This window comes from Streptomyces rubrogriseus (assembly GCF_027947575.1).
In the GTDB taxonomy this organism is placed as follows: domain Bacteria; phylum Actinomycetota; class Actinomycetes; order Streptomycetales; family Streptomycetaceae; genus Streptomyces; species Streptomyces rubrogriseus.
In genome coordinates this window covers 3,251,996-3,270,592 of the sequence record NZ_CP116256.1, presented here as the reverse complement: position 1 = coordinate 3,270,592, position 18,597 = coordinate 3,251,996, and the positions used below count along the sequence as shown (strand labels likewise).

General features: G+C 72.4%; 15 protein-coding genes and 1 pseudogene. 11 read left to right on the top strand and 5 right to left on the bottom strand.

Annotation, left to right across the window (positions count from 1 at the left end):
* The first annotated feature begins 82 nt into the window (after positions 1 to 82).
* The 3 genes from Sru02f_RS14965 to Sru02f_RS14955 all read left to right on the top strand — a co-directional run bounded on the left by Sru02f_RS14965 (position 83) and on the right by Sru02f_RS14955 (position 2,744).
* Complete coding sequence (locus Sru02f_RS14965) at positions 83 to 553, top strand: carboxymuconolactone decarboxylase family protein (protein WP_109030515.1); 471 nt, start codon at positions 83 to 85, stop codon at positions 551 to 553.
* Positions 554 to 668: 115 nt separating this feature from the next.
* The gene (locus tag Sru02f_RS14960) at positions 669 to 2,204 is read left to right on the top strand and encodes an MFS transporter (RefSeq protein ID WP_109030514.1); all 1,536 of its coding nucleotides are present in this window, start codon (positions 669 to 671) and stop codon (positions 2,202 to 2,204) included.
* Between the two features lie 45 nt (positions 2,205 to 2,249).
* Positions 2,250 to 2,744: a cupin domain-containing protein gene (locus Sru02f_RS14955; protein WP_104635888.1), complete on the top strand. Its 495-nt coding sequence runs from the start codon at positions 2,250 to 2,252 to the stop codon at positions 2,742 to 2,744.
* 120 nt (positions 2,745 to 2,864) lie between these two features.
* Here Sru02f_RS14955 and Sru02f_RS14950 read toward each other — a convergent pair whose 3' ends face one another.
* Positions 2,865 to 3,317 (bottom strand): cupin domain-containing protein, encoded by a 453-nt coding sequence (locus Sru02f_RS14950; RefSeq protein WP_059296913.1) that lies wholly within the window; start codon positions 3,315 to 3,317, stop codon positions 2,865 to 2,867.
* Between the two features lie 275 nt (positions 3,318 to 3,592).
* Here Sru02f_RS14950 and Sru02f_RS14945 point away from each other — a divergent pair, with 275 nt between their 5' ends.
* The 3 genes and pseudogenes from Sru02f_RS14945 to Sru02f_RS14935 form a co-directional block, all read left to right on the top strand.
* Positions 3,593 to 4,333, top strand: coding sequence for an SDR family oxidoreductase (locus tag Sru02f_RS14945; RefSeq protein WP_109030513.1), 741 nt, complete (start codon positions 3,593 to 3,595; stop codon positions 4,331 to 4,333).
* Positions 4,334 to 4,449: 116 nt separating this feature from the next.
* Positions 4,450 to 7,137, top strand: a complete 2,688-nt coding sequence (aceE, locus tag Sru02f_RS14940; RefSeq protein WP_109030512.1) for a pyruvate dehydrogenase (acetyl-transferring), homodimeric type — start codon at positions 4,450 to 4,452, stop codon at positions 7,135 to 7,137.
* 121 nt (positions 7,138 to 7,258) lie between these two features.
* Positions 7,259 to 8,419, top strand: a pseudogene (locus Sru02f_RS14935) (2-oxo acid dehydrogenase subunit E2); the annotation flags it as partial.
* Between the two features lie 49 nt (positions 8,420 to 8,468).
* On the opposite strand, the gene Sru02f_RS14930 reads toward Sru02f_RS14935, so the two are convergent.
* From Sru02f_RS14930 to Sru02f_RS14915, 4 genes are all read right to left on the bottom strand, one after another.
* On the bottom strand, positions 8,469 to 8,960 hold the full coding sequence (locus tag Sru02f_RS14930) for a GNAT family N-acetyltransferase (RefSeq protein WP_109030510.1): 492 nt from the start codon (positions 8,958 to 8,960) through the stop codon (positions 8,469 to 8,471).
* Between the two features lie 105 nt (positions 8,961 to 9,065).
* Positions 9,066 to 9,908, bottom strand: a complete 843-nt coding sequence (locus Sru02f_RS14925) for an alpha/beta fold hydrolase (protein WP_109030509.1) — start codon at positions 9,906 to 9,908, stop codon at positions 9,066 to 9,068.
* Positions 9,909 to 10,045: 137 nt separating this feature from the next.
* Positions 10,046 to 11,665 carry a cytochrome bc1 complex cytochrome b subunit gene (qcrB, locus tag Sru02f_RS14920; RefSeq protein WP_109030508.1) on the bottom strand — a complete coding sequence of 540 codons (1,620 nt, stop codon included), beginning with the start codon at positions 11,663 to 11,665 and terminating at the stop codon, positions 10,046 to 10,048.
* 339 nt (positions 11,666 to 12,004) lie between these two features.
* Entirely contained in the window at positions 12,005 to 12,943 is a 939-nt protein-coding gene (locus Sru02f_RS14915; protein ID WP_109030507.1) for a 2-hydroxyacid dehydrogenase, read from the bottom strand.
* Positions 12,944 to 13,121: 178 nt separating this feature from the next.
* Here Sru02f_RS14915 and Sru02f_RS14910 point away from each other — a divergent pair, with 178 nt between their 5' ends.
* From Sru02f_RS14910 to Sru02f_RS14890, 5 genes are all read left to right on the top strand, one after another.
* Positions 13,122 to 13,886, top strand: coding sequence for a class I SAM-dependent methyltransferase (locus Sru02f_RS14910; protein WP_109030506.1), 765 nt, complete (start codon positions 13,122 to 13,124; stop codon positions 13,884 to 13,886).
* A gap of 119 nt (positions 13,887 to 14,005) precedes the next feature.
* On the top strand, positions 14,006 to 15,268 hold the full coding sequence (locus Sru02f_RS14905; RefSeq protein WP_109030505.1) for an NAD(P)/FAD-dependent oxidoreductase: 1,263 nt from the start codon (positions 14,006 to 14,008) through the stop codon (positions 15,266 to 15,268).
* A complete protein-coding gene (locus Sru02f_RS14900; RefSeq protein WP_109030504.1) occupies positions 15,265 to 16,008 on the top strand; it encodes a PIG-L deacetylase family protein in 744 nt (247 codons plus the stop codon). The genes Sru02f_RS14905 and Sru02f_RS14900 overlap by 4 nt, the downstream gene beginning before the upstream one ends.
* 91 nt (positions 16,009 to 16,099) lie before the next feature.
* Positions 16,100 to 17,200: an acyl-CoA synthetase family protein gene (locus Sru02f_RS14895; RefSeq protein WP_109030503.1), complete on the top strand. Its 1,101-nt coding sequence runs from the start codon at positions 16,100 to 16,102 to the stop codon at positions 17,198 to 17,200.
* Positions 17,200 to 18,591 (top strand): aldehyde dehydrogenase family protein, encoded by a 1,392-nt coding sequence (locus Sru02f_RS14890; protein WP_109030502.1) that lies wholly within the window; start codon positions 17,200 to 17,202, stop codon positions 18,589 to 18,591. The genes Sru02f_RS14895 and Sru02f_RS14890 overlap by 1 nt, the downstream gene beginning before the upstream one ends.
* Positions 18,592 to 18,597 lie beyond the last annotated feature (6 nt).

Sequence of the window (18,597 nt, the reverse complement as noted above, 5' to 3'; positions counted from 1 at the left end):
ACGGGGACCGATCCGGTTGTCACAGAACGCGCGGACACCCGGTCAATGGTCCGTAACCGTTCCACCCTTGAGGAGATACGTCATGGACGCGCGCATCAACTACTTCGGCAACGCCCTCGCGGGCAAGGTCATGAAGCACCTGAACTCGGCGGGAGCGGCGGTCCAGTCGGCTCTTCCGGTCGCCACCCAGGAGCTGGTGAAGATCCGGGCCAGCCAGATCAACGGCTGCGGCTTCTGCACGGACATGCACACCAAGGACGCCGCCGCGGCGGGCGAGGACCAGCAGCGACTGAACCTGGTCGCCGTGTGGCGCGAGGCCACGGTCTTCTCGGACGCCGAGCGCGCGGCCCTGGCGGTGACCGAGCAGGGGACCCGCCTCGCGGACGCCTCCGGCGGTGTCTCGGACGAGGTGTGGGCCGAGGCCGCGAAGCACTACGACGAGGACCAGCTCGCCGCGCTGATCTCGCTGATCGCCGTCATCAACGCCTACAACCGCATCAACGTCATCAACCAGCAGCCCGCGGGCGGTTACCAGCCCGGCATGTTCGGCTGACGCGGCCTTTCCGGCCGCGCGGCAGCTCGGCCGGACGCGTACCGTCCGTCGCCTGCTCACCCCGACCCCCGAGCAGGCGACGGACCGCTCGGGCCACGCCACCACAGGACTCGACATGAACCGCTCCCCCGCTCCCGAGAGCACCGCCCCCCTCCGCATCGCCGGCGCCCGTGGGCGGTGGACGCTACTGGCCACCGTCCTCGGCTCCGGCGTCGTGCTGCTCGGCTCGACCGTCACCAACATCGCGCTCCCGCGCATCGGCCAGGACTTCGACGCCGGTCTCGGCGTCCTCCAGTGGACGGTGAACGCCTACATGCTGACCCTGGCGGGGCTCATCCTGCTGGGCGGTTCCCTGGGCGACCGGTTCGGGCGGCGTCGTGTCTTCGTGCTGGGCCTGGTGTGGTTCGCGGTCGCCTCCCTGCTGTGCTCCATGGCCCCGGACACCACCACGCTCATCGCCGCCCGGGCCCTGCAGGGCGTCGGGGGCGCGCTGCTCACGCCCGGGTCACTGGCGATCATCGAGGCCTCCTTCCATCCGGACGACCGGCCGCGCGCGATCGGCCTGTGGTCCGGATTCGGCGGCATCGGCGCCGCTCTGGGCCCGTTCCTGGGCGGGTGGCTGGTGGACGGGCCCGGCTGGCGCTGGACCTTCGTACTGAGTGCCGTCCCGGCGCTGCTGTGCGTCCCCGTCGCCCTGCGCCATGTTCCGGAGTCCATGGGCGCACCGCGCAAGGAAGCAGTGTCCACGGCCGGCGCGGGGGCCCGGCGCGGGGTCGGCTTCGACGTTCCCGGCGCCGTCCTGGGAGCCCTGGCCCTGGCGCTGGTCACCTATGCGCTGACGGAGGCGCGCGACGGCGGGACCGTGGCCGTTGCCGCGGCCGTCGGCGGTGTCGTCGCGGGGGCCGCGTTCCTCCGCGTCGAACGACGCAGCGCCGACCCCATGATGCCGCCGGCGATCTTCTCCTCCCGGCAGTTCACCGCCGTCAACGTCATCACCCTGTGCGTCTACGCGGGGACGGGCGGGTTCTTCTTCCTGACCGCGCTGCAGTTGCAGATCGTCGTCGGGTACTCGGCGTTGGCCGCCGGAGCGGCGATGCTGCCGAACACCGTGCTGATGCTGCTGTTCTCGTCCCACGCCGGGATGCTCGCCCAGCGGCTGGGGCCACGGGCCCCGCTCACCGTCGGCCCGCTGGTGTGCGGAGCGGGGATGCTGCTGATGCTGCGGGTCGGTCCGGGCGCGTCCTACATCCAGGACATCCTCCCGGCCCTCCTGGTGATGGGCGCCGGCATGGTCGTCATGGTCGCCCCCCTGACCGTGACCCTGCTCGCCTCGGTGGACGCCTCGAACGCCGGACTGGCCAGCGGCATCAACAACGCCGCGGCCCGGGCGGCGGGGCTGGTGTCCGTCGCGGCACTCCCGCTGCTGGTCGGGATGGGCCCGGAGGCCTACCGGTCGGACACGGCCTTCGACGCCTCGTTCGGCCGCGCCATGCCGCTGTGCGCGGTCCTCCTCGCCGTCGGCGCGGGGGTCGCTTTCGGCACGCTGCGCCGACCCGCCACCGCCCCTCGTCCGGCGCACGGGCACACCCACGGCTGGCTGACGGAACCCCCGCTGGTGTCCCGCTTCGCCCATCATCAGGCCGTCGAATGACAACCGGCGCCGCGCGCAGCGCTTGCCGTACGAAAGGAACCAGACATGTCGTACCCGTACCCGGAGCAGAAGTACTGGGGTGAGGACGGCGAGGTCAGCGCCGTCTTCCGGCCGGCCACCACACCGCCGAACCTGGGTGAGAGCGGTACCGGAAAGGACGCCACCCACTATCTGGCCACCACGGCCACCACACGGGGCGAGTTCGGGCTGTACCGGGTCGAGATGCGGCCCCGGGCGGGCGGCCCCAAGACCCATTTCCACAAGCGGATCTCGGAGTCCTTCTTCATCCTGGACGGGACCGTGCGCGTGTTCGACGGTGTGCAGTGGGTCGACGCCCGCAAGGGTGACTTCCTGCACGTCCCCCAGGGCGGGCTGCACGCCTTCCGCAACGACTCCGACGCACCGGCCGACATGCTGCTGCTGTTCACCCCGGGCGCCCCGCGCGAGGAGTACTTCGAGCAGGTCTCCCGGCTGGGGCACGCTTCCGAGGAGGAGCGTGCCGCGTTCTTCGACCGGCACGACTCGTACTTCGTGGAGTAGGAGCACGGGTAGGAGCGGGAGCCATTGACACCGCACAGCGACGGGGCCCCGCATCCGTGACCTCCCGGCCTGGCCGGTGTCACGGGTGCGGGGCCCCGTCGTGAGTGCCCCGGCCGAGGGTCAGGCGGTGGGCCGGGGTGCGCGCAGGTGGGCGCGCTCCTTCAGCTCCGCCTCGTCGACCAGTTCGAGCATGGGTTTGCCGGGCGCGCACATCATCGTGACGACGAACTCCGTCTTCTCGTCGCTGAGCGCGTTGCCGTCCTGGTAGTGGATGGCGTCGCCGCCCGGCTCCCAGAAGGTGCCGCCGGCCTCGACCACACGCTCGGGCTCACCCTCCAGTTCGAAGCGGACGGCGCCCTTGATGACGTAACCGAACGCCGGTCCGGAGTGGCGGTGCGGCGGAGTGCCGGGGTCGCCGGGCTCCCACTCGACGTGGATGGTCATCGCCGAGGCGCCCTCGGGGACGACGATCGGCGAGGCGTCCTGGATCATCTTCGCCGCGCGGGTCCAGCTCGGGCCGTCCGCGTCGCCGGTTCCGTGTCCGTGGTGGGCGTGCTGTGCATTCTCCGACATCGAGTCGCACCTTCCGTGGTTCCGCCGTGACCGGGCGGCACGTCGTCCGCCGTCACGGGGTCGTCTCCGGTCGTGATGACCGCTCGCCCTCCTGACCGGGTACCGGGCGGGTCTGTGACACCGCGCCACGGCGGTCGGCGGCGGCCGTCCCGCACGGTGTCACACGAAGGACCTGCGATCTGTCTAGGAGAGACGGGCACGGTGGCACTCCGCATCCGCCACGATCCGCCCTCGACACCCAGCGGGGTCATCGGCCCCCGACGGAGGAGACGCAGATGAGAGTCGTCGTTGCAGGTGCCACCGGACTGATCGGTTCCCGGACCGTCGTGCGGCTCCGGGACCACGGGGTGGAGGTCGTGCCGGTGTCGCGCGGGGAAGGAGTCGACGTCAGCACCGGCCAGGGCCTGGACCGGGCGCTGCGCGGCGCCGAGGTGATCGTGGACGTCACCGACGCGCCCTCCCGGCGTCAGCAGGCCGGCACGGCGTTCTTCACCACCGCGACGGGCAACCTCCTCCAGGCGGCCGCCGCGGCGAACGTCGAGCACTACGTGGCGCTCTCGGTGGTGGGCTCCGACCGGATCGGGGCGGGCTACTTCCAGGCCAAGGCGGCGCAGGAGGACCTGGTCCGGCACACCACCGTGCCGTACTCCGTGGTGCGCGCCACGCCGTTCCACGAGTCCGTGGAGGCCGCCGCCGCGGCCGGTACCCGGCCCGACGGCGTCCATGTGCCGCCGCTGCTGCTGCGCCCCGTCTCGGCCGACGACGTCGCCGCGCTCCTCGCCCATGTCGCGGTGGGACTGCCGCAGTTCGGCGTGGTCGAGACAGCCGGGCCGGAGGAGCTCCGGCTGGAGGACATGACGGCCGACGTACTCGCTCTCCTCGGCCGGCCCGGCCCGGTGATCGCCGACGCGCGGGCCCCGTTCTTCGGCGCGGTGCTCGAGGAGCGGGCCCTGCTTCCCGGGCCGGACGCCCGGCTGGCCCATCACACGTTCACCGAGTGGCTCAAGAGCCGCTGACCCCGCCGGGCGGCGCTGCCCGTCGCCCGGGTCTCCCCTCAGACCTGTCGCCCCGCGACAACCACCGTGTCCGCGGCCGGTGCCGCCGACACCCACGCCGTGACAAGAAGGCTGCCATGAGTGAACCCTCCCGGCCCACCGGAACACCTGCGATCAGTGAGCTCGACCAGCTGCCCGACCGCGACCGCGAGGAGACCGCCGAGTGGCGGGCCTCCCTCGACGCCGTCGTGCGCAACGCGGGGCCGGAACGGGCGGTGTACCTGCTGCGGCGGGTGCACGAGTTCGCCGCGAGCACGGGCATGTCCCTGCCGGGGCTGCTGCACTCGGACTACATCAACACCGTTCCCGCCGCCGCGCAGCCGGAGTTCGACGGTGACCTGGAGATGGAGTCCAGGATCACCGCGCTCAACCGGTGGAACGCGGCGGCGATGGTCACCCGCGGCGCGCGCCTCGGGCTGGGCGGCCACATCTCCACCTACGCCTCGGCGGCCTGGCTCTACGAGATCGGCTTCCACCACTTCTTCCGGGGCAAGGACGGGGACGGCTCCGGCGACCAGCTCTTCGTCCAGGGCCACGCCTCCCCCGGCATCTACGCCCGGGTCTTCCTGGAGGGACGGCTGAGCGAGAGCCAACTGGACGCCTTCCGCCGGGAGGCAGGCGGCCACGGGCTTCCGTCCTATCCGCACCCCCGGCGGCTGCCGTGGCTGTGGGAGTTCCCGACGGTCTCCATGGGACTGGGCCCCCTCAGCGCCGTCTACCAGGCCCGGTTCAACCGCTATCTGCACGCCCGCGGCATCAAGGACACCTCCGCGTCACGGGTGTGGGCGTTCCTGGGCGACGGGGAGATGGACGAGCCGGAGTCGACGGCCGCCCTGACCCTGGCCTCCCGCGAGAACCTGGACAACCTGACCTTCGTCATCAACTGCAATCTCCAGCGCCTGGACGGCCCGGTACGGTCCAACTCGAAGATCGTCCAGGAACTGGAGGCACGGTTCCGGGGCGCGGGCTGGAACGTGGTCAAGACGCTCTGGGGCGAGGCCTGGGACCCGTTGCTGGGGCAGGACACCACCGGCGACCTGGTACGGCGCCTCGGCGAGGTGCCCGACGCCCAGATGCAGACGCTCGCCGCGCGGGACGCGGCCTACATACGCAAGCACTTCTTCACGGGTGACGCCCTGTCGGCGCTCTCCGCCTCCCTGAGCGACGCGCGGGTGGTCGAGCTGTTCGAGAACTCGCGGGGCGGACACGAGCCGTTGAAGGTGTACGCCGCCTACCGGGCCGCCGTGGAACACCGGGGCGCCCCGACGGTGGTCCTCGCCCAGACGGTGAAGGGCCACACGCTGGGCCCGGCGTTCGAGTCGCGCAACGCCAACCACCAGATGAAGAAGCTCACCATGGAGCAGTTCCGCGCCATGCGCGACCTGCTGGAGCTGCCCATCCCCGACAGCGCGCTCGCCGGCGACCAGGTCCCGTTCTGGCATCCCGGGGAGGACTCGCCCGAGGTGCGATACCTGCGCGAACGCCGGGCCGCGCTGGGCGGGCCCGCGCCCGTGCGCCGGGTGGTCGCCAAGCCGCTGCCGGAACCGCCCGCCAAGCCCTTCGAGGACCTGGCGAAGGGGTCCGGCCACCAGGAGATGGCCACCACGATGGCACTGGTCCGGCTGGTCAAGGACCTGATGCGCGACCCGCGCAGCGGGGCCCGCTGGGTGCCGATCGTCCCCGACGAGGCGCGCACCTTCGGCATGGAGTCGATGTTCCCCACCGCCGGCATCTACTCGCCGCAGGGCCAGACCTACGACCCGGTCGACGCGGACCAACTGCTCCACTACCTGGAGAGCACGACCGGGCAGCTGCTCATCGAGGGCATCACCGAGGCCGGTTCCGTCGCCGAGTTCGCCGCCGCAGCCACGTCGTACGCCACGCACGGCGAACCCATGATCCCCTTTTACATCTTCTACGCCATGTTCGGTTTCCAGCGCACCGGCGACCAGTTCTGGGCGCTGGGCGACCAGATGGGCCGCGGCTTCGTGGTCGGCGGCACCGCCGGACGCACGACGATGACCGGCGAGGGCCTGCAGCACGGGGACGGCCACTCGCACCTGCTCGCCGCCACCAATCCGGCGGCCGTCAGCTACGACCCGGCGTTCGCCTACGAGATCGCGGTCATCGTCCGGGACGGTCTGCGCCGCATGTACGGCGAGCGGCCCGAGGACGTCTTCTACTACCTGACCGTGTACAACGAGCCCAAGCACCAGCCCGCCATGCCGCCGGTCCCCGGCATCGAGGAGGGCATCGTCCGGGGCATCTACCGGTACCGGACCGCCGAAGCGCCCGCGGCCGGGCCCCGGCTCCAGCTGCTCGCCTCCGGTACGGCGATCCACTGGGTCCTGCGCGCGCAGGAACTGCTCGCCTCCGACTGGGGCGTGCACGCCGACGTGTGGTCGGTGACGTCCTGGACGGAGCTGCGCCGGGACGCGATGCGTGCCGACGACGCCCGGACGCGGGGCGAGGAACGCGCCCCGTTCGTCACTCGTGCCCTGGCCGGGGCGCCGGGGCCGGTGCTGGCCGTCAGCGACTGGATGCGGCAGGTGCCCGACCAGATCGGCCAGTGGGTCGAGCAGGACTACTACTCCCTGGGCACCGACGGTTTCGGGCTGTCCGACACCCGTGAGGACGTGCGCCGCTACTTCCGGGTCGACGCCGAGTCGATCGTGGTGACCGCACTGGACCGTCTGGCCCGGGCGGGGCAGGTCCCGCCGGAGACCGTCGCGCGGGCCCGCGCGCAGTACGGCCTCGACCGCTGAACCCCCGTACGAGGCGCCCCCTACCGCCCGCGTCGTCCGACGCGGGCCGTGCACGACAGGTCCGGCCGGGCCAGGCGCCCCGTCGTTCCGTGAGGAGTTGAACGTCATCATGACCGTTTCCGTGACCCTGCCGGCTCTCGGCGAGTCCGTCACCGAGGGCACCGTGACCCGCTGGCTGAAGCAGGTCGGTGACCGTGTCGAGGCCGACGAGCCCCTGCTGGAGGTGTCGACCGACAAGGTGGACACCGAGATCCCCTCCCCCGCCGCCGGCGTCCTGCTGGAGATCCTCGCCGCCGAGGACGACACCGTCGAGGTCGGTGCCGGCCTCGGCATCATCGGCGCGCCGGACACGACCCCCGCGGCCCCGCCCGCGCCTGCGGCACCGGCTCCCCCTCCGGCACCGGCTCCCACTCCCCCTCCGGCTCCGGCTCCGGCTCCGGCTCCGGCTCCGGCCGAGTCTTTCGTGCCGCCTGCCGCGTCCGCCGTTCCGGCTCCCCCCGCGCCCTCGCCCGCGCCGGTGCGCGCCGCCCCGGCGGAGGACGCGTCCTCGCTCCGCGGCCGCACTGTTCCGATGACCCGTATCCGCCGGGCCATCGGCAACAACCTCAAGAAGGCACTGCTGGAGCAGGCTCAGCTCACCTCGACGGTCGAGGCCGACGTCACCCGGCTGATGCGTCTGCGGAACCGGGCGAAGGACGGGTTCCTCGCCCGGGAGGGCCTCAAGCTCTCCCCCATGCCCTTCTTCGTCAAGGCAGCCGCCCAGGCGCTGAAGGCGCATCCGGTCGTCAACGCCCGGATCAACGAGGACGAGGGGACCATCACCTACTTCGACACCGAGAACATCGGGATCGCGGTCGACACCGAGGCCGGTCTGATGACCCCGGTCGTCAAGGCGGCCGGTGACCTCACCGTCGCCGGGCTCGCCCGGGCCGTCCACGACCTCGCCGACCGGGCCCGCGGTGGTCACCTGACCCCGGACGACGTGTCGGGTGCGACCTTCACGATCTCCAACACGGGTTCGCGCGGCGCACTGTTCGACACCGTCATCGTGCCGCCGAACCAGGCCGCGATCCTCGGCGTGGGCGCCACGGTCAGGAGGCCGGGGGTCGTGCGCGTCGGTGACGAGGAGGTGATCGGCGTCCGGGATCTGGTGCACCTGTCGCTGTCGTACGACCACCGGCTGGTGGACGGGGCGGACGCGGCCCGCTACCTGACGTCGGTCAAGGCGCTCCTGGAGTCGGCGGCGTTCGAGGACGATCTGTATCCCGACGCCGCTGCGTGAACGGGGAGAGCCGGTGCGGGCGATGCCCGCACCGGCTCTTCCGTACGCGTCACTGACGGGGGACGGACGCGTGGGCCGTCAAGTCGTGGACCTGTACCCGTGCGGTGACGGCGCCGCCCTCCTCCGTGCGCCGCACAGGAACCGGCGCGTGCCGCAGCATGGCGTCGATCCGCTCGTCGCCGGCCAGGAAGAGGCCGTAGAGCGTCGTCCAGCCGCCGGTCCACGCGTGCTCGGCCAGGTGCTGGAGCAGTCGGGTCCCGAGTCCCCGGCCCTGCCAGGAGTCCTCGACCAGCAGCGCCGCCTCGGCGGCAGTCCGATCCGGCATCAGGTGGCCCACGGCGACGATGCGTCCGGTGGCGCCCACCGCGGCCAGGTGTACCGATCCTGGGCGGGACAGCAGAGTGGGCACATACGTGCGGGGGTCGGCCATCGCCCGGTGGTAGCGGCTCCACAGGGTCTGCGGGGAGCAGCGGCGGTGCATCGCCACGGTGCGGGCGAGTTGGCCGGGACCTATCGGGATGATCCGCGGTTCGCGGCGCATGAGTCCGTCCTTGGGCGGCCGGGAACCGGTGCGCGACACGCACACGGCGCGGGGTCGGGAAAGGGCCGGTGGCGAACCACCGGCCCTTCGATCACGGGTGCGCTCTCAGCGCACCGAGCGGGCGGCGTCCTCGATGACGCCGGTGACCTTTCCGGGCTGCGAGACGCTGACCGCGTGGGACGATCGCACCTCGGTGGTGTGGGCACCGGCCCGACGGGCCATGAACTCCTGGGCCTGGGCGGGGATGTTGAGATCCTTGGTGGCGACCAGGACCCAGGAGGGGATGGTCTTCCAGGCCGGTTCGCCCGCTCCCTCGGCCAGGGCCGCCTCGGTGACCGGTCGCTGGGTGACGGCCATCAGGTCGGTCTTGTTACGGGAGACGTCGGCGGCGAACTGGTGGCGGAACTTGTCGTTTCGGATGTAGAGGTCGGTGCCCTGGGAACCGTCGGCGTTCGTCACCGGCACGGGGCGGAGTGCCTCGCCGAGGGTGCTGCCGGGGAACCGCCCGGACAGGTCGACCGCGCTCTCGCCCTTCTCGGGGAGGAAGGCGGCGAGGTAGACCAGCGCCTTGACGTTCTTGTTGCCGGTGGCGGCGTTGCTGATCACCGAACCGCCGTAGGAGTGACCGGCCAGGACGACGGGTCCCTCGATGCCGGCCAGGACGTCCTCGAGGTAGGCGGAGTCGCCGCTCAGGGAGCGCAGCGGGTTGGCGACGGCGACCACCGGGTAGCCGTCGTGCCGGAGCTTGTCGATGACGCCGTTCCAGCTCGTGGAGTCGGCGAACGCACCGTGGACCAGGACGACGGTGGGCTTGTCGCCGCGGTCGGCCGGACGCTTGTCGGCGGAGGCCGGGGCGATCGTGGTGACGAGCAGGCCGGCGGCGACACCGGCGCCGGCCAGGACGGTCATCGTCGTACGGGTCCGGCTGGTGCGGGAGGTGCGGTTCATGTCGCATGCCTTTCGGGCGGGATCGTGATCGGTGTGTGCGGCACGTTGTGTCGCCTTTTCACCTTTTAGACCGGAGACCCATCAAATGCGTGACATGGTGTGAAGATGGTCTCCGCCCGTGTGCGTCGCCTCGCGGTTCAGGACCCGTGCCGACCGGTGATCTCCTCGTGCTCGGTCGCCGTGGGCTTGGGGACCTGCGTGCCGGGGCCGTAGAGGAAGCCGCTGAGCCCGGTGCGCAGGCGCTGTGTGCTGCGGGCCACGGCACCGTCCCCGTCGCGCGGGGGTACGGCGTCCAGGGGCCGGTTCTGCTCGTGCGAGGTCAGCGTGTGCAGTCGCGCCGGGTCGAGGGGCTCGTGCACCTCGACGTACTCACCGTGCGGCAGGCGCTTGACGACGCCGGTCTCGCGGCCGTGCAGCACCAGGTCGCGGTCCCTGCGCTGCAGTCCCAGTGCCACCCGCTTGGTGACGACGAAGGCCAGGACCGGGACGACGAAGAGGCCGACGCGCACGGCCCAGGTCACGTCGTTGACGGACACGTGCAGGCGGGTGGCGATGATGTCGTTGGCGGCACCGATCAGGGCCACCGCGTAGACGCTGAGCCAGGCCACGCCGAGGGCGGTGCGTACCGGGCGGTTGCGGGGACGGTCCAGCAGGTGGTGCTCGCTGTCGTCGTCCGTCACCCAGGCCTCCAGGAACGGATAGGCGCCCATGGCCAGGAAGAGCAGCGTCCCGGCCAGCAGCGGCAGCAGGTTGTCCAGCGCCAGGGTGTGGCCCCAGAAGTCGATCTCCCAGCCGGGCATGACGCGCAGCAGTCCGTCGGCGACGCCCATGTACCAGTCGGGCTGGGATCCGGCGGAGACCTGGTCGGGACGGAAGGGGCCGTAGTCCCAGACGGGGTTGATCTCGGCGACGGCGGCCATGAAGAAGATCACGCCGGTCACGAGGAAGAAGTATCCGACGGCCTTCACGGCGTACACCTTGGCCGGAAGGCCGACGACGTTGTCGCGGGTACGGCCGGGTCCGGGGTACTGAGCGGGCCGGTGGCGCAGGGCCAGGACCACGTAGCCGACGATGAGGACGACCATGAGTGCGGGGATGACCAGGACGTGCAGGGCGTTGAAGCGGGCGATCAGGTCGTCGCCGGGGAACTCACCGCCGAAGAGGAAGAACGACAGATAGGTCCCGACGACGGGGATCGACAGGATCGTGCCGTTCACGACCTGGAGGCCGGTGCCGGACAGCAGGTCCCCCGGCAGGTCGTAGCCGGTCAGGCCCGCGAACATCGCCAGGACGAGCACTCCGAACCCCAGCACCCAGTTCAGCTCCCGCGGCTTGCGGAACGCGCCGGTGAAGAAGACCCGCAGCATGTGGGCGAGGACGGCGGCGACGAAGACCAGGGCCGCCCAGTGGTGGGCCTGGCGGACGAGCAGGCCGCCGCGGACGTCGAAGGATATGTGCAGGGTCGAGTCGAAGGCCTCCGACACCAACTGCCCGCGCAACGGGGCGTAGTCGCCCTGGTAGATCACGAGGTCGGAGGAGGGGTGGAAGTAGAGGCTCAGATAGACACCGGTGATCAGCAGGATCACGAAACTGTAGAGCGCGATCTCGCCGAGCATGAACGACCAGTGGTCGGGGAAGACCAGGCGCCGGACGGAGCGCGCGACAGGGCGCCGGCCCAGCCGGCTGTCCGCCCATCGGGCGAGCCTCTCCCCCGCGCGCTTCTGCTCCGGCTCCACCGGCCGGCTGTCGTGGCCCATCTCTTCACCCTTCGTTTCTGCGTCACCCGCAGCTCACCGGCGCCTCGGTGGCGGGCTCGGCCGTGGATCCGCGGCACTGGCGCGGCGCGAGGGCTTCCGGCCACCGTGCGGCCGTGGCGGGGGTGGGGGGACGCCCCCGCGAATCGCCCGGCCGGGAAGTCCGTCCGACACACGTTTGGCGCGACGAATCCGACTCGTCCGACGCTGTGCTGTTCGACATGATTCGCGTACTGCTGTCGTCAGCATGACCGGCGAGTCGGTGCGGGTGTGACATGCGGCGGCGCCCCGGACGGGACGGCGACGGGACGGCCCGGCGCGGCTCCCGTCCCGGGCCGGGCGTCAGCGGGGCACGACGTTCTCCAGCTCCTCACCTGCGGCGAAACGGCTCAACTGGTGCCGGACGAGCTGTTCCAGGCGGGGCCACAGGGAAGACGTGAACGCGCCGACGTGCGGCGTGATCAGCACGCCGGGTGTCTCCCGCAGCGGATGCCCCGGCGGGAGCGGCTCGGGGTCGGTCACGTCGAGCGCGGCCCGCAGCCGGCCCTCGTGGGTCTCCTTGAGCAGGGCGTCGGTGTCGACCACGGCCCCGCGTGCCACGTTGACGAGCAGGGCGCCGTCCTTCATGCGGGCCAGCATGCCCGCGTCGAAGAGCCGGCGGGTCTGCGGGGTCAGCGGGACGGACAGCACGACGACGTCGGCGTCGGCCACGAGGCCGGGCAGGTGTGCGGCGGAGCGGACGGGACCCCGGGGTGCGTCCCGGTCCGCGCCGGCGACACGGGTCACCGCGCATCCGAAGGGCACCAGGAGCTCCTCCAGCGCGGAGCCGACGGCGCCGTGGCCGACGATGAGCACGGACCGCCCGTACAGGGACCGGAAGACCTCCGGTCTCCACGCCCCGCCGTCCTGGGCGCGGACCGACTCCGGTATGCCCCGCAGCGAGGCGAGGATCAGGGTCAGGGCCAGTTCGGCCGTGCTCGGAGCGGGGGCCGCGCCCGCGTTGCACAAGGTGACCGGGTGAGGGAGCCGGTCCAGCTCCGCGCGCAGTTCGTCCGTGCCGGAACTCAGGGCCTGCACCGCACGCAGACGTGTCATGCGGGGCAGGGGCCTGCCGATGACATCGATGTCCTTGGTCAGCGGCGGGACGTAGAACTCCACCTCCGCCGGGTCCGACGGGTAGGCCGAACGGCCGTCCCAGCGGGCGTACTCCAGTCCTGGTGGCAGGTCGGTGAGATCGGCGAACTGGGCGGGCAGCCATACCTGCGGGGTTCTCACGGTCATGACGGCGTGCTCTGCTTTCCCTCCGGGTTCCGCGAGGTCGGAACCAGAGAACTGACTGCGTGTGCCACGCACTTGTGACAGTCCAACCCCCGTGACGGGCATCACCTCGGACGCGTCGGGCGGGCTCCCGCGGGGCACCCGCTGTCACAGGCCCGGCTCACACGCTGTCTAGCTGGACATGCACCCCGTCATCACCGGAGCACCGGTGTCCCGGCCGGACCCGGACTCCTACGCCGTCACCGCCGAGTTCTACGACATCCTTCAGGCCGACCGGGACGCGGCACGCGTCCACGACCTCTACGGTCGGCACGTCGCGCGGGCCCGTCTCGGTGTGCTGGACATCGGCGCCGGGACCGGCCGGGTCACGCTGATGAGCCTGGCCGAGTCCGCGGTCGGCGTGCACGCGGTGGAGCCGGCGCGAGCCATGCGCACGTCCCTGCTGACCCGCCTCGCCACCCTGCCCGCGCGTCAGCGCGAGCGCGTGACCGTGCACCCGTACGCCCTGGACGAGGCGGCGCTGTACGCGGCGGCGGACGTGGCCGTGTGCCACAACACCGTCGCCTGTCTCTCCCCGGCCGCGCGGGACGCGCTGTGGCCCGCGATCCACGCGGCCCTGGCCCCCGGGGGCACGCTCCTCCTGGAGCCGCCGCCCGCCCTGCTGCCCCCTCGCGACGTCGTGCGCCGCCTGCCGGAGCAGCGGGTGGGCGCGCACGTGTACGGCGGACGCATGACGATGTCCGCGGCGGGATACCGCATCCGCACACGGGTCGACTACTGGGTGCGCGGCGGACGGCATGTGCTGCGGGAGCACACGGAGTCGTTCTGGATGTGGCCCGCCTCGCGCACGCGCCTCATTGACGACCTGGCACGGCACGGCTTCGCCCCGCTGCCGGGGCACGGCGACCCGCGTGTTCTGGCCGTGACGAGGCCGGCCCACCGGTGAACCGGAGCAGGGGCCGGGTGGGACCGTGCCACGGTGTCACAACGCGTGTGGTCGCCCGGTCTGAAGGGTGACCGGACCACTCGGTCCGTGTGCGCCTCACAGACTGGGACTGGTATCTCATGCCGCGTGCGAAGACGTTCGTGATCGTCGGGGGCGGCCTGGCCGCCGGCAAGGCCGCGGAGGAACTGCGCGAGCACGGCCACGACGGGCCGCTTCTCGTGATCGGGGACGAGCGGGAACGCCCGTACATCCGGCCACCGCTGTCCAAGGGCTACCTGCTGGGCAAGGAGGACCGCGAGTCCATCCACGTGCACCCCGAGAGCTGGTACCGGGACCACGACGTCGATCTGGTCCTGGGCACGAGCGTGACGTCCGTCGACGCGCGTGGCCGGGCGGTGACGCTGGACGACGGCCGTCGTGTGCCCTACGCCGGTCTGCTGCTGGCCACCGGTTCCTCGCCGCGCCGCCTGTCGGTGCCGGGCGCGGACCTGGAGGGCGTGCTGTACCTGCGGCGCGTGGGCGACAGCGAGCGCCTCAAGGAGGCGTTCACCGAAGGCGCCCGGATCGTGGTGGTCGGCGGCGGCTGGATCGGGCTGGAGACGGCGGCGGCGGCCCGGGCTGCCGGCGCGGAGGTGACCGTGCTGGAGCGCGGTGAGCTGCCCCTGCTGAAGGTCCTGGGCCGGGAGGCGGCCGAGGTCTTCGCCGTTCTGCACCGGGACCACGGTGTGGACCTGCGTCCCCACGCCCGGATCGAGGCCGTCACCGGCACCGGGGGCCGCGTCGACGGGGTCCGGCTCGCCGACGGCACCCACCTGCCCGCGGACGCCGTGGTCGTGGGGGTGGGCATCACGCCCAACGTCCGCCTGGCCGAGGAGGCGGGCCTCGACGTGCGCAACGGCATCGTGACGGACGCCCGTCTGCGGACCTCCGCCGCCGGTGTCCACGCCGCCGGCGACGTCGCCAACGCCTACCACCCCCGGCTCGGCCGGCACCTGCGCGTGGAGCACTGGGCCAACGCGCTGCACCAGCCCCGTACCGCCGCGCTGAGCATGCTCGGCCAGGACGCGGTGTACGACCGGCTGCCGTACTTCTACACCGACCAGTACGACCTCGGCATGGAGTACACCGGGTACGCCGAACCGGGCGGCTACGACCGCGTCGTCTTCCGCGGGTCGCGCGAGGAGCGGCGGTTCCTGGCGTTCTGGATGTCCGGCGACCGGGTGCTGGCGGGGATGAGCGTCAACCTGTGGGACGTCATCGGGACGATCCGCGCCCTGATCGAGTCCGGCGCGGAGACGGACGTCGCCGCCCTCGCCGACCCCTCGGTCCCGCTGGAGAGCCTGCTCCCCCCGCACGAGCGGCCGACGGGAGACCGGGCGTGACCGGCAGCGCTCCCGCGCCGCTGCGCCCGATGCCGGACGACTGGCGGCGGGCCCTGGCCGTGGTGGCCCACCCCGACGACCTCGAGTACGGGTGCTCGGCGGCCGTGGCCTCCTGGGTGGCCGACGGCAGGGAGGTCACGTACCTGCTCGCCACCCGCGGTGAGGCCGGCGTCGACACCCTGGATCCCGGGCGGGCCGGCCCTCTGCGGGAGGCGGAACAGCGGGCCGCCGCCGCGGCGGTCGGTGTCCGCACGGTGGAGTTCCTCGACCACCGGGACGGTGTGATCGAGTACGGCGTCTCCCTGCGTCGCGACATCGCCGCCGCCGTTCGGCGTCACCGGCCGGAACTGGTGATCACCCTGAACCACCGGGACACGTGGGCCGCCGGGGCGTGGAACACCCCGGACCACGTGGCGGTGGGGCGCGCGGTGCTGGACGCGGCGGCGGACGCGGGCAACCGCTGGATCTTCCCGGAACTGGCCGAACAGCGGCTGTCGCCCTGGAACGGCGTCCGCTGGGTGGCCGTCGCCAACTCACCGGCACCGTCCCACGCCGTGTCCGCCGAGCCTGGCTTCGAACAGGGCGTCCAGTCCCTGCTGCGGCACCGGACCTACCTCGAAGCCCTCACCGGGGAGGACCCCGAGACGTACGCGCGCCGCTTCCTGGGCGAGAGCACCGGCGTCCACCGCGCACGGTTCGACGGCGCTCCCGCCGTCGCCTTCGAACTGTTCAGCCGATGACCGGGCGCCCACGGGCCTCCTACGCCGCTCGCCGCCGTCGCGACACCCGCCATCCGCACGGGCCGGTGCCCGTGTCGAGGAAGGACCCCTCATGAAGTACGACTCCCCCGCCGTCCTGGACGCCGGACCGTCCGACGGTGTGGATCCGGACGAGTTCGTGCGCGCCGCCGTGCGCTGGCACTTCGACCCGGAGACCGGCTCCCGCTACTGGCTGGACCGGGCCGAACGGCTCGCCTTCGATCCGCGCCGGGACGTCAGGGGCGTGGACGACCTCGCGCTCTTCCCCGACCTGAGCGACGAACTGCGCCAGGTCCCGGTGGCGGACCTGATCCCCCGGGGTTACGGCGGCGACGCCCGGCTGCTCAACGTCTTCGACAGCGGCGGGACGACCGGGGCGCCCAAGCGGGTCGTCCAGCTCGACGACTGGATGCGGCACAGCACCGCACAGGTCGACAGTCGCCTGCGGGAGCACAACCTGCCCGTCGGTGCCCAGTGGCTGACCGTGGCGCCGACCGGTCCGCATCTGGTGGGGGACGTGCTGCAACGGGCGGCGGCCTCGCTCGGCGGCCCGGGACTGAGCATCGACATGGACCCCCGGTGGGTGCGGAAGCTGATCGCCACGGGCCGCGCCGACGAGGTCGAGTCCTACACCGACCACCTCGTCGAACAGTGCCGACGGATCCTGCTGACCCAGGACATCGGTGTCCTGGCCGCCACCACGCCCCTGCTGGAGCGCTTCGCCCGCGAGGACGACCTCCTGGAACGGATCAACGGTTCGGTCCGGGCGATCGTCTGGGGCGGCACCCACATGGACCCCGACACCCGTCACCTGCTGGCCACGGAGGTCTTCCCCGAAGTGCCGCTGATCGGCATGTACGGCAACACCATGATGCTCACGGCGCTGCTCGAACGCGCCGGTCTCGACGTCTCGCAGCCCTGCGTCTTCGACCCGGTGTCACCGTACGTGTTCCTGTCGGTCGTCGACCCCGCCACCGGGGAACGCGTCGGGTTCGGCGAGCGCGGCCGGGTGATCGTCAGCCATGTCAGCAAGTCGATGCTCATCCCCCACAACGCCGAGCGCGACACGGCCGTGCGCGTCCGGCCCGCGGGCGGTCACGCGGGCGACGCCGTCGCGGACGTGGCGCCGGTGCCCACGGTGCGGGGCGAGACCGTGATCGAGGGCGTGTACTGATGGCCGCCGCCGATGTCGCCGAGCCGGTGTACCTGGACGCCCTGGGCCCCCGCGGTCCCTACCGCACCCGTGTCCCGGAGACCGTGACGGACGTGTCCGGTGCCGAGGTGGCGCGGCTGAGTCTGGTGCCGCCGGTGTACGTCGACCGGGCGCTGGCCGCGCTGCGCAAGGCGGGGCCGGTCCCGGCGGACGGCCTGGACACGCTACTGGCGGCGGCCGCCGAGGAGTTCGCCACCGGCACCGTCGGCGGGATGGGCGTGCGCGAGTACGAGTACCTGGTCAGCCGCACCTCCGGTACCCCGCTGACCGTGGTGCGCGACGCGACACGCGGCACGGCGAGGTTCGTCGGCCGCGCCCGTGCCTCCGCCGAGCAGGGCAGGCCGCGCGGCACGGTCCGGGAGCGCCCGGACCCCTCCCTCGGGGCCGGGCACGCCGTGTGGGCGCGCCGGGGCGAGGTGTTCGCCGTCAACGCCTCCGGCAATCATCCGGGGGTCCACCGGCTGTGGCTGGAGGCGCTGGCCCTCGGCTACCGCGTGGCCGTACGGCCGTCGCGGCGCGAGCCGTTCACCCCGTACCGCCTGGTCGGCGCGCTGCACCGGGCGGGCATCGGCCAGGACCGGCTGGCGCTGCTGCCCACGGACCACCGGACCGCGCGGACGCTGATCCGCGGCGCCGACCGTGCGGTGGTGTACGGCGGTGACGAGGTCGTCGCCCGCTACGCCCACGACGCCCGCGTGCTGCCCCAGGGGCCCGGCCGGACGAAGATCCTCGTCACGGCGGACACGGACTGGCGGGAGCACCTGGACACGATCGTCGCCTCCGTCGCCGACGAGGCCGGCACCGCGTGCGTCAACGCCACCGCCGTCCTCGTCGAGGGCGACCCGGCACCGCTCGCGGAGGCCCTCGCGGCGCGCCTGTCCCAACTGCCCGGTCTGCCGCCTCAGGACACCCGGGCGGTTCTCCCGGTGTGCCCGCTGGACCGGGCCCTGGCCCTCGACTCGTACCTGAGGTCGGTGGCGGCGGGGACCCGCGCCTGGCTCGGCGGTGACGGCGTCGTCGACGACCTCGGGGACGGAAGTGCCGTCCTGCGGCCCGCCGTCCATCAGGTCGCCGACGCCGGTGCCCCGCAGGTGGGGACCGAACTCCCCTTCCCCTGTGTGTGGGTGGCGCCCTGGAGTCGCTCGGACGGCATCGCCCCGCTGCGCGGGACACTCGTGCTCTCGGTCCTCTCCCGCGATCGCGCACTGCTGGACGCGCTGGTGGCGGAACCCTCCATCGCCAACGTGTACGCCGGTGACCACCCGACGTACTGGATGGCTCCGGGTGTGCCCCACGACGGCTACCTGTCGGACTTCCTGATGCGCGGCAAGGCCGTGGTCGGGATCGAGTGACGGCGG